10 protein-coding genes are annotated in these 10,442 nt (G+C 57.3%); 3 read left to right on the forward strand and 7 right to left on the reverse strand.

Features of this window, described 5'->3' with window-relative positions; genetic code table 11:
• Nucleotides 1–42: 42 nt before the first annotated feature.
• Both EHF33_RS20910 and EHF33_RS20915 read left to right on the forward strand, forming a co-directional pair.
• Nucleotides 43–2,439: a tetratricopeptide repeat protein gene (locus EHF33_RS20910; RefSeq protein ID WP_124875919.1), complete on the forward strand. Its 2,397-nt coding sequence runs from the start codon at nucleotides 43–45 to the stop codon at nucleotides 2,437–2,439.
• Between the two features lie 154 nt (nucleotides 2,440–2,593).
• Nucleotides 2,594–3,925, forward strand: coding sequence for a S8 family serine peptidase (locus EHF33_RS20915; protein ID WP_164473664.1), 1,332 nt, complete (start codon nucleotides 2,594–2,596; stop codon nucleotides 3,923–3,925).
• Nucleotides 3,926–4,089: 164 nt separating this feature from the next.
• On the opposite strand, the gene EHF33_RS20920 is transcribed toward EHF33_RS20915, so the two are convergent.
• A complete protein-coding gene (locus EHF33_RS20920; protein ID WP_124875923.1) occupies nucleotides 4,090–4,617 on the reverse strand; it encodes a hypothetical protein in 528 nt (175 codons plus the stop codon).
• A gap of 611 nt (nucleotides 4,618–5,228) precedes the next feature.
• On the reverse strand, nucleotides 5,229–5,654 hold the full coding sequence (locus tag EHF33_RS20925) for a hypothetical protein (protein ID WP_124875925.1): 426 nt from the start codon (nucleotides 5,652–5,654) through the stop codon (nucleotides 5,229–5,231).
• 260 nt (nucleotides 5,655–5,914) lie between these two features.
• Between EHF33_RS20925 and EHF33_RS20930 the strand changes: the two genes are divergently transcribed.
• A complete protein-coding gene (locus EHF33_RS20930; protein WP_124875927.1) occupies nucleotides 5,915–6,097 on the forward strand; it encodes a DUF6440 family protein in 183 nt (60 codons plus the stop codon).
• Nucleotides 6,098–6,544: 447 nt separating this feature from the next.
• On the opposite strand, the gene EHF33_RS20935 is transcribed toward EHF33_RS20930, so the two are convergent.
• From EHF33_RS20935 to EHF33_RS20950, 5 genes are all read right to left on the reverse strand, one after another.
• Complete coding sequence (locus EHF33_RS20935; RefSeq protein WP_124875929.1) at nucleotides 6,545–7,483, reverse strand: HNH endonuclease; 939 nt, start codon at nucleotides 7,481–7,483, stop codon at nucleotides 6,545–6,547.
• 137 nt (nucleotides 7,484–7,620) lie between these two features.
• On the reverse strand, nucleotides 7,621–8,967 hold the full coding sequence (locus tag EHF33_RS20940) for a hypothetical protein (protein ID WP_124875931.1): 1,347 nt from the start codon (nucleotides 8,965–8,967) through the stop codon (nucleotides 7,621–7,623).
• A gap of 96 nt (nucleotides 8,968–9,063) precedes the next feature.
• Complete coding sequence (locus EHF33_RS21295; RefSeq protein WP_164473665.1) at nucleotides 9,064–9,225, reverse strand: hypothetical protein; 162 nt, start codon at nucleotides 9,223–9,225, stop codon at nucleotides 9,064–9,066.
• Nucleotide 9,226: 1 nt separating this feature from the next.
• Complete coding sequence (locus EHF33_RS20945; protein ID WP_124875933.1) at nucleotides 9,227–9,565, reverse strand: hypothetical protein; 339 nt, start codon at nucleotides 9,563–9,565, stop codon at nucleotides 9,227–9,229.
• A complete protein-coding gene (locus tag EHF33_RS20950; RefSeq protein WP_164473666.1) occupies nucleotides 9,565–10,176 on the reverse strand; it encodes a ParA family protein in 612 nt (203 codons plus the stop codon). The genes EHF33_RS20945 and EHF33_RS20950 overlap by 1 nt, the downstream gene beginning before the upstream one ends.
• Between the last annotated feature and the right edge of the window lie 266 nt (nucleotides 10,177–10,442).

Below are 10,442 nucleotides of genomic sequence, written 5' to 3' on the forward strand. Positions count from 1 at the left end.
GAACAGTGATGTTCAGTACAGAGAATCACCTACACTGTCGGCATGCGCCTACGTACGTTGGGGGGCCTCTCTCTGGAAGGCAGTGGTTTAGGGCGTCCCAAACCGCTGCTGCTGCTGACCTACCTCACCCTGGAGGGCCCGCAGGCCCGACGTCTGCTGGGGGAGTTGTTCTGGCCAGATGCAAGCAATCCGACGAATTCGGTGGCTGTTGCAGTGCGGCAAATTCGCCAGGCCGTTCCTGGTGTGCTGCAAGACGACGGCGTGCGTGTCTGGGCTGACTTGCCATGTGACGCTCTGGACTTTGAACGTGCTGTTCGTGCCAAACAACCAGAAGCGGCCTTTGAGCTTTATCAGGGCGCTTTTCTGGATGCATCCGAACTGCTGGAATGGGGTACCGAGCTCGAAGAATGGGCCTACGCCAAGCGTGAAGCCCTGGCAGAAGCCCTGCGAGAGACCGCGTTAGCCTTTGCAGAGCAACAGGCTGCATTGGGGCAGTTCGAGCGTTCGGCCGTATGGGTAGAACGGGCCATCCGCGTCCTGGGCGCGCCAGAACCCGATCCGGAATTCTGGGTGCGTGCGGTTCCCTTGCTGCTGGCTGGTGAGAGCCCGCTGCTGGAAGAGTCACGGCGGCGGGCTGCCGAGTGGGACTTGAAGTTGGAAGGAAACGTTGAAACGGCGCGCGCACGCTTACGTCAAAGTTTTGTGGGGCGGGAGGTGGAATTGGCCCGTTTGCGTCACTTACCTGCGGGCCGCTGGGCCTGGATCAAAGGCGGTTCAGGACTGGGCAAAAGCAGTTTGCTCCGCCAACTGCCAGGGCAGCTTTTGCCTGGGCGTTCAGGTTTGCCTTACGCCACACTGGAACCCCTACTCGAACATGTGATTCAGCGTGGTGATCAAGCCCTGCTCCTGCGGCACCTCGCCACTCAGGAGGGCATCTGGCTCCTTGACCATTGGGAAAATATGGACGAGGAGAGCCGCATGCTGCTGGCCAAGCTTCATGACCTGGGCACAAGGGCGACTGTGGTCATAACGTCCTGCGGAGAGCCGTCTTTTTCTGTAGATGAACGTCTCGACCTTTATCCGCTGAGCGCGCAGGAGCTCACTGCGTTTCCGGGAGCATTGGAAGCCACTGCAGGTCTGCCCAGCTTACTGAATGCGTGGTTGCGATCAGAACCAGTCGACACGGCCCTGGATACCCGCATCCAGGGTCTGTCACTACAAACTCAGCGCCTGTATGCTGCCCTCACACTTCTGGAATCACCTGACCTTCCTCTCGTCCGCCAGGCACTCGACCTGACGGCACCTGAACTTGCGCTGGCTCTGGAGGAACTTCTGAAAGGTGGCTTCGTCGAACCTTCCGGAGAAGTCCGGGGGCAGGCAGCCGCCCGGCGTATTCTGGCAGCGCGGCCCACGATAGAAGCTGAACTGGCCCTCCGAATCGCTAGGCAGTTGAACGTTGCCGTTGCACTGCCGTTTTTCCAGAAGGCCCGTGCGTTGTGGGAAGAAAGTGATCTCCGCCAAGTGGAAAAGTCATATCAGGCCTGGGCAGAACAGGCTCTGCAACGAGGTTTTCCCTTGAAAGCCGTTGAGGCGCTGAGAGAAGCGCCCTCCTCCGAGCGACTTTCCTTACTGCATGCCCGCGCTTTGGAGCGCGCAGGGCAGTTCAAGGAAGCGCTTCTCACCCTGACCGATCTTCCAGTGACTCCAGAAGCGTCTGCCCTGAAAGGTGCGCTGTACTGGCGACTTGGACAGCCGGACCTGGCGAGGCAGCATGCCAAAGTGGCCCTGGACGGTGAGGACGAAGCCAGGGCCGAAGCCTTGAATACCTTGGCCAATCTCGACTTCCAGCAAGGCGAATACGGTAGTGCGGAGAAACACTACCGGCGGGCCGCGACACTCTGGCAAACCCTTGGTGACAACGCCCGCTGGGCCGGAGTGTTGAACAACCGGGCGGCCGCTCTAAGTGCTGCTGGTGAGGATGCCGAAGCAGCTTTCAGCCAAGCGCTTCAGGCGGCTGGCGACAACCTCGCGGTGCGGGCACTGACCACCATGAACCTCGGACAAGTGCGTGAACGACGGGGAGATTTGGCCGGAGCAGTCCAGGCCTATCAGGATGCCGCGTCATTGGCTGAGGAGGCCGGTTCACTCAACACTTCTGCAAAAGTCTGGAATAACCTCGGTGCGCTCTATCACCGAAATGAGCAGCTGCCGGAAGCCAGCCACGCCTATGCGCAGGCACTGACCCTTGCGAAGAAAGGAGGAGAAAAACTCCTGCTGGGCACAATCCTTGCCAATCTGGCGGAGCTGACAGGGGATCACGAAGCGTTCGAGGAGGCTCTGCGCCTGATTGAGAAAAGCGGAAACCCCACGGTTGTCGCGCGGTATCAAGCTGAGTACCAGGCGTTCATCGCTCGTTCACCTCGGGGCGCTCAAGCTTAAGGCATGCCCTGGATATTCACTGAACTCGATGGGGTCTTGTTCCTGGAGGTAGAAAATGAAATCGTCGTTCCGCTATTTGATGTTTCTTGGCTTGCTTTCCAGTTGTGGCCCTTCCAGTCCCACCGATCCCCGACCGCTGAGCCTCAGCCTCAACTTGACCCAGGCGCTCCCAACTGAACGCGTCACGGCCAAGCTGACCGGCGTCAGCGCTCAACAAGCCCACGTTTTTATAGGTGATACGCCTGCTGATGTCGTCTCAGCAAGTGGAGAAACCATCGTCTTCAGCGTTCCGCCTGGCACCAAAGCTGGATCACAAGTCGTGCGGGTCGATGTGGGTGGCCAGAGCCTCAAGCAGTCACTCGAGGTACTCGGAAAAGTCTCGACCACCGAAGTGACCGTATGGGTCAAGGAAGGTGTGACGAAAAGCGACTTCAGTGCCAGGCTCAGCCAGCTCAATTTAGGACTCAGCCTCATCGATTTCAGGCCCCTGGGTGGTCCAGGACCATGCACCAGTACCCTGGCCCGGGTGGGAGTCCCCAGCGGTCAGAATATCGGAGCGGTGTTGAGCCGATTGCGTCAACCAGCCGAGGAGGACGTGGTGTTGCAGGTGGATCCGCAAAGCCTCTGGGGACTGGATGTGGATCACCTCACCGCCATTGGCATTCAGGGAGCACGTCAACGGGGCCGCAGCGGCAAAGGCGTAACCATCGCCATCCTGGATACTGGGGTTACTCAACAAAGGCATCTGGGACAGAACCTCCTTGCCGGATATGACTTTGTAGAAGAAGACAGCGATCCAAGTGACGCCTTCGATGACCCGGTCACTCCCGATCAGGATGGACATGGGACACCGGTCGCTGTTCTGGCCGCTGGTGCAGAGTTCGGCGTTGCCCCTGACGCACGAATTCTTCCTATTCGGATTGGAGATGCCCACGGACAAATTCTGGCGAGCCAAGCTGTCCGGGGAGTTTGCTTCGCATTGAAGACTGTGCCCCCCAAACAACTCGTCCTGAATCTCAGCTTCGGTGGAGATACACCCACTCAAGGATTGAAAAACGTCTTGGCCTATGCGCTCCGACAGCAAGTTCTGATTGCTGCTGCCGCTGGAAATCAAGGCAGTGCTGGCCCAACACATTATCCTGCTGCTTTCGACTTGCCTGGGCTGGTGGCCGTTGGAGCACTTCGGGTTCTGCCCACTGGAGAGTGGCGTCCCGCTTCATTCAGCACACACGGAGCCTACGTTGATATCGCTGCTCCTGGACAGGGCATCATGAGTAGTAGTCCCACCAGTACCATTCATGCTTACGAAGGGACTTCCTTCGCAACGCCACTGGTCGCTGGGGCGTTGGCTTTGTGGCGAGAAGCTTTCCCGGCTGCCACTCCAAGTGAAATAGAGCAGAAAATCAAAAACAGTGCGGTGCCTCTCCTTACGGCTAAGGCTGAGGAGATAGGCAGTGGCATGCTGAACCTCTCTCAAGCTCCCTAAGGGGTGATGTTGCCTTAATCGGATTGGGGTAGGCTCACCACCGTGACCGACGGAACGCCCTACCGCCACCGCTTTCACCTGGGTTGTGTTGCCTTAACTTGGCCTCCGGTAGACGGAGAGCAGGGGTAGACTGAACCTTAGCCCGCAGCCTGCCTTAACTGGCGTCAAGGCAGGCTGCGGGCAGAGACATAGTTGATGGTGACGGTGGTCGCGCCGTTCACCCGCACCGTCTGCACACTGGGGGTCGTCTGGCCGGAAACCGTGCCGGGGGTGATGGTGTACGTGCCGTAACTCAGGGTGGGGATGTTCTGCGTGGCCATGACGGGGCCGTCGAAGACGACCACACCTTTTTCATCGCGCACAGTGATCGGTGCTTGCGCAACACCGTAGACCTGCAAGATGAGTTGGGCACGCTGCTCGACATAGCTGACCGTTGCACTTTGGTCGCCCTGCCGCAGATCCACGATACGCATTTGAGCGACACGGGTGTCGACAGCAGCCCCAGTCAAGGTATAGACGTCGCGGGGTAGGTCACGGATAACCTTTTCCTGCTCGATCAGCCCATCGAAGACTACCTTGTCGCTGGCGTTTTTGAGGGTCAGGTTGGCTTGAGTGACGCCGTCAAGCTTGACAGTCAGGGCCGAGGTAAGGGCTTGAGGTTTGGTATCCGTGGAGCAGGCACTCAGGCTCAAGCTCAGGAGGAGCGCAGCGCAGGCAAGAGCAGCAACAAAGGGCAACTTGAAGAAAAAAAACGCGGCCAGACGCTAAATATGCACAATAGCTTCTGCACAGCTGTAAAACACCCTTCTGGAGCGCGTTATGCAGTATTCAATTCGCCGTATAACAGCTTACTAGGTTCCCGTGTTAGGTGTAAAAAGCTAGATCCCCGGCCCCATTTAAAGCAGGACGTAGACTGACACATGCCTAAGTCCACGTTATCGCTTATCAGTCTCGTCTGCTTCGTAATCGCGGGCTTGGCGTTCCTAGGAGTCTATGTGGCCACTCGCCAAGTGATCTGGCTGCCCCTGGGAGTGGCATTCATAATTATTGGCCTAGCTGTCTATTTCGGTGAGAAACGCCGCTAGGAGTGTTGGAATTGCTGCGAGTTGCGGTTACCTACTACTCGACCTGAACACCAGCAGCACCCCAGAAATTAACACTAATACTGTTTGGTGCTAATTCTCCCCGACATAAACGGCTTTATGCCTGAGAGATTTAGGGCATAAAGGCACACAAACGTCCATTCAAAAATCTTTATGCCCAGCAGCAGGCGTCAGGTGAGCAGAGCTGGACGTTGTGTTCGCTAGGACAAACACAAAAAGAGGTTCTCCTCGATTGCAATTTTGAGAGCCTGCTTGAGGTCTGTTGCCCCGTCTTGCAGCCGCCTCCATCTCCCCAGACCATGAATTTGGTCATTCCATTGGCCCTGAAAATCACGCCGCAACCATTCCACTTCAAGAGAGTTGACTTCATGCAGGAGCTGAGACAGGTCATCAGATGTCCGCAAGTCAAGACCTCGTTCGTAAACTTGTGAAAGGAGCGGAAGACTAAGCTCAGAAGCTATTGAAGCGTAAAAATCGTAGAACAGGCCGTCTGGTGCGATGGAGGCTTCAAAGCGAGTGAAAGTCTGCTTGAATTCCAACCATGCATCAATTTCCCGTTCTGAGACAGAATCAAAATCGATAGGGCAAAGCTTGTGAGGTTGCAGGACTACAACTGAAAAGCTCATGTCTTCATTATGGAGAATTTCAAGCACCGCGAAAACCGCTTACTGGATGTCGAGTCATCAGCGCATCGGTTAGGCCGGACACTGGCACATTGTCAAGGCTCCGTTGTCTGTGTCGAGAGCGAGACAGACAAGTTACATCCCTCATGGGAGCAACCAAGATGTGTAACAGAATAGGTGGGCAGATTGGGGCCGAGCGTCAGGCGAGCAAAGTGCCGACAGGAGTTTGTTAGGGTGCCACACTTTTGAAGTATCCTCAAAAAATGTCAAAAGAAAAACGTTTTGAAGTTGTCCATGAAGATAAAAGTCTTGGTGAGCTTACACGCATCATGCGCGACCGGGAAACTGGCGTGTGCTACTTATACCAATGGGCAGGGACAGGTGGAGGTTTGACTGTTCTGGTGGACAAGGATGGGAAGCCGATTGTAATGGATGGGCGGAGCTGAAAGTGTCCATTTCCTAGGTTCTCTTATATAAATTATAGAACCTAGGAAATGGGGATGCCGTGTGGGACAGCATTTAGATGTTTCGAGTGTCCAGATATGCCAGTTATATGCGTCGGTGGGCTGGGTTTTGGGCCGTTTCAGGCCGGATTCTGTAAGGGGCGTAGCGTTTGGGCTGTTTTGGGGGCAGTTTGCCGTGCCCTGATAGAAGCGGCTCAGGCTTGGACAGTGACCAGCCAGCAGAGCGCCGACAAGAAAATGGCGTCGCCAGCCTGCCTACCTTCTACCCTAATTGAATGTGCTTAAACAGCGCTGAGAGTTATTTCCGACGACTTTCTGGATATGCCAGTTTGACCTTGCTGCTGCTGCTTTTTTCTAGAGAGAGACAGCAGATGTTCCAGCGTCCTAGAGCTGTAAACAAGAGGGCTTAACTCTGCCCGCCTGGTCACCTCAGCCTCGATAGACCTCATTAGCATGGAATCTCAACCGCTCGCTGCTGACCAGCGGGAAGCCGAGCTGCGGCGCGGCCAGCTGCTGACCCTCCAGGGCGTAATAGTGCCGACCATTCTCGAACTCGCTGCGGATCCGTGGGCTGACAATCAGCCGCCGCTCTTCAGGCTCGATGGTGATATAGCCGGAGTCGTAGAGACGGTGTAGGTCACTTCGGAGGAGTAAGCCGTTCTCGATGGCGTGTGGCCCGCCCCGGCCATACGGCTGCACATGTGCCGCTTCAAGAACCGGCAGCGTCTTCTCGCCCGTGATGGCGCAGCGGCGGCTGTAAGCCTCGGTGACAAGAGCACGAAAACTGCGCTGACCCAGTCGGGGTCGGATGAGCTGCGGTTGGCCGTAACGGGGTGTCTCAATGGCGGCGAGGGTGGCCGGTGCTGGATCGGTGGCTTGCAAGCGCAGGCGCTCGGCGACCTGGTCATAGAGCGCTCGACCTTCGGTCTCGTCGGTGCTGTAGCCCTTACCCGAGACGATGTTGAGCTTGAAGCTCTCGGGGATCGGGAACCATTGTTCACGTGGGAAGAAGAACGGCTCGGCCAGCAGGATGCAGGTAATGCTGGGGTTGGCCTCTTGGATCGCCTGACCCTGCTTCGAGCGGTACTTGACGACTCGCCGCTGGACAGTCGGCAGGTCTTCAGCACCGTTGGCAACGCCGAACGCTTCCCAAGCCAAGTTGACAGGCAAGAGCAGCGTGCGAGTGAAGAAGCCGCCCCCGACGATGAAGTTATGGGGAGCATGGAGCTTGAAGAGGAACAGGTCGCCTTCCTGCAACATCTTGAAGGAAGCCCCGCTCGGCCGCCAGAAGTTGACCTCGTCCAAGTTTGGCTGATCAGCGAGGAATCTGAACCAGTCGCCATCGGTGACCCCGACATAAAGACGCATGATTCAGGTTAGCGTGATGGCCTGCCAAACAGAAAGGCCACCCGGATACCGCCCTTGATGCAGTGAGAGCACCCATTCGTAACCTGCCAGAGCTAGCCAACGATTGACCTTGATAATCGTTGGCTAGCTCTGATGCTTCACAATCCGAATTTTCTGGTCAAGCGTTTGACCAGTCCATCTACCTGGGCTCTTGATTCCAGCACGACCCTGGCACTGAGGACCTTTTTCTCCCCCCCCATCAGCGTGTGCGTGAAGCGAAGCTGACCTTCTCGCAGCGAAGCATATGGTTCACTGCCATTGACTTGATTGCGTGGCAGTCGCTCTTCGATTTCCAGCTCGACGGGCCGGGTCTTGACATTGTTCAGGGCATAGGTGACTTGGTAAGTGGTGTGGGTGATTTCAGTCTTCTCCTTGTTGTCTGCCACCTCGATGCGCCGCTGAACATCCACGACCTCCACCGAACGCTGATACGTCAAGTCCGGGTCATCGCTGAGATCTAAAATCACGACCTTTTCGGCAGCTGTTTCTGACAGGTAGAGCTGGCCGACCACAAACCCCTGGTCACGGATGGTCAACTGGCCCCCTAAGAGTGGCTGCAACGCGCTGAAGCGGTACTGCCGTCCGAGTACGCCCTGTTGGTCATGCAGGCTGAATTTCGTGGAGAGGCGGGCCAGTTGCTCAAAGGTCAGCACGGTGATGGCCTGGAACGGCACCGTCACGGTGCCGTGTGCGGGCAGCTCAGGTGGATGCCTGAGGTCGAACAAGGACAGACCCGCCAGTTCCTGAACGTCCTCGAATTCAGGTTCATTTCTATAAGCAGGTGAGGCCTGCGCGAACGCCGGGATGTCATAGTCCTTGACCGAATACCTCGAACTACGAACCGCTGACAACGGTACTTCGCCCGCCACCAAGGTGAGCTTGTCCGGTACCAGTGCTTGGTCCACCTGATTACGCATCTGTGCAAAGCCAGTGAGCGTGACCTCATCTGCTTGCGTCTCCAAGGTGTACCGGGCATTCCAGGTGATCCCCCGCGTCAAATACGCCAAGATCCCCTGGCCAGGGGCGCGGAGTTGGAAGTTGAGATGATGGACGCCACTCTTCCCGTACGTGGGTGGTGGGTCGGGGAACAGCAGGTGTCGTTCATTCACGCGGAAGTGCGCGCCGGTCTGATCTCGCACCAGCAGGTCGTCGGCGCGGATTAACGTGACGTCTTGCCGTCCGTTGGGCGTCTGAAGCCACAAGAGCTGACCTTCCAGCGACGACAGCCACGTTTCTCGGTAGGTCAAGGTCATCGCCGAGAACGGTAAACCCAGCAGCGTGGGTGAATCGGGAATGACCTGCTCCCAGGTTTCGGCGGGGAAAGCGGTGCTGAGGGACGGTTCGCTGCTGCTCACGAGTAGGCGCACTTCAGCAAAGGTGGGGTAGAGGCGCAACTCGACACCGGGTAAGGGGAGAGCCAGATCAGCGGTCATGCCGATCATCATGCCACTGGCTCAATCACACGGCTCTAGCAGAGACGGAATGCAAGCCGCCTACCATGTCCGCTTGCCAGGCGCTCAGACCGCTTTCCTCTCGCGTAGTCAGCTCAGTTTCTCTTCAACCGTCTGCCGTAAAGTTTCGTCTTCCAGATAACAGGCCAGCAGCGTGTTGAGCACGTCTTCCACCGTGACCCGCTCACCCTGCTCGCTGAGTTCCAGCACCCGCCGTTTGAGGCCGTGCCTAAGTGAGGGCTTGGGTGGCAATTTAGGTTCGCCGTTTGGTAAGCCGCGCCGTGACCCGCTCGCGCAAGTCGGCGTCGTCGCTGAGCGCTTTGATGAGTTCTTCCAGCACTCCCTCCTGACTGACTGGCCAGCCCGCCAGTTTGAGGTCCGTCGTATAAGTGTCCAGAGCCTTTTTCAAGCTGGGTTTGAGACGGGTGCTGAATGGACGACGATCTTCGCGTTCCGGCGCAGCAGGAATCGGTAACGTGGAAGGCAGCTCTAGCGTGTCAGGAATAGGTGCAGGCTGTTGAGGCTTGGGCGCGGTTGGCTCTATTACCGGCCCAGTCACGAATGCTGAGAAGCGTCCTTTCTTCTCACTCATCAGCACACCTCAATGGCCAGGCCCAGCACATCGGCCCAGGCGTTCTCGGCTTTGGGATCGCTGGTGTCTTTGACCAACACCCCCTGCTCGTGTGCCCGCTCGTGGGCGGTGTAGCGCCGAATTACCGTCTGACAAACCCTGAAGCCGATCCCGCGTAGCTCGTCACGGGCGACTTGCCCGACGCTGCCCACTGGCGGCGCTTTGGTGACGATCACCCGCACCTTGCTCATGTCCGCACCTGCCTGGGTGAGTTGGCTAAGGAGTCTGGCGGTGGCTTCCACCTCCACGCTATTGGGCGCAGTCGGCACCAAAACGATGTTGGCCGAGTGCGATAAGTCCACCATATCGGCCACAGCAGGGCGGCCCTCGGTGTCAATGACCAGGTAGCGGGTTCCGGCGGGAATACTCTCCCCTTCCAGCAGTGGGGTGATCAGCAAGTTGCCGCGCCTGACCCAGCCGCCGCTGGTCTGAATGGCGGCGTCGGCGTCGAGCAGCGCTGTAGAGCCGCGCAGGGCCAGAGCCCCGGCCAGATTGACGGCCAGGGTGGATTTGCCCACCCCGCCCTTGGAAGAGGTTAAGGCGATGATATAAGGAACTTGCCGCGTCTTCATCGTTTGAATATGGCATGAATTCATGAATGAAAGAATGAGAATTCGACTGAAATACAACAACAGCTCTAGCGGTCACTCACCCTATCGCAAGGAAGTGGCGTGGCAGGGACGCTGGAGTCTGAGCGTGGGGCCTGCTGATGTAAACCGTGGCATACTGCTCTTGTCTTCGGCATCATGTTCACGGGCTTTTTGCGGCGCATTCAGCCAGCACGAGATGATTCTTTTCGGCGGCTGATGCGACCAGACTCTGTTTGAGCGAGGCAAGT

Origin of the sequence: Deinococcus psychrotolerans (assembly GCF_003860465.1) — a bacterium.
In the GTDB taxonomy this organism is placed as follows: Bacteria; Deinococcota; Deinococci; order Deinococcales; family Deinococcaceae; genus Deinococcus; species Deinococcus psychrotolerans.

Coding starts and splice junctions, on each gene's coding strand:
- EHF33_RS20910 (WP_124875919.1), top strand. CDS start 43: ATGCGCCTACGTACGTTGGGGGGCCTCTCTCTGGAAGGCAGTGGTTTA.
- EHF33_RS20925 (WP_124875925.1), bottom strand. CDS start 5,654: ATGAGCTTTTCAGTTGTAGTCCTGCAACCTCACAAGCTTTGCCCTATC.
- EHF33_RS20930 (WP_124875927.1), top strand. CDS start 5,915: ATGTCAAAAGAAAAACGTTTTGAAGTTGTCCATGAAGATAAAAGTCTT.
- EHF33_RS20935 (WP_124875929.1), bottom strand. CDS start 7,483: ATGCGTCTTTATGTCGGGGTCACCGATGGCGACTGGTTCAGATTCCTC.
- EHF33_RS20940 (WP_124875931.1), bottom strand. CDS start 8,967: ATGATGATCGGCATGACCGCTGATCTGGCTCTCCCCTTACCCGGTGTC.
- EHF33_RS20945 (WP_124875933.1), bottom strand. CDS start 9,565: ATGAGTGAGAAGAAAGGACGCTTCTCAGCATTCGTGACTGGGCCGGTA.
- EHF33_RS20950 (WP_164473666.1), bottom strand. CDS start 10,176: ATGAAGACGCGGCAAGTTCCTTATATCATCGCCTTAACCTCTTCCAAG.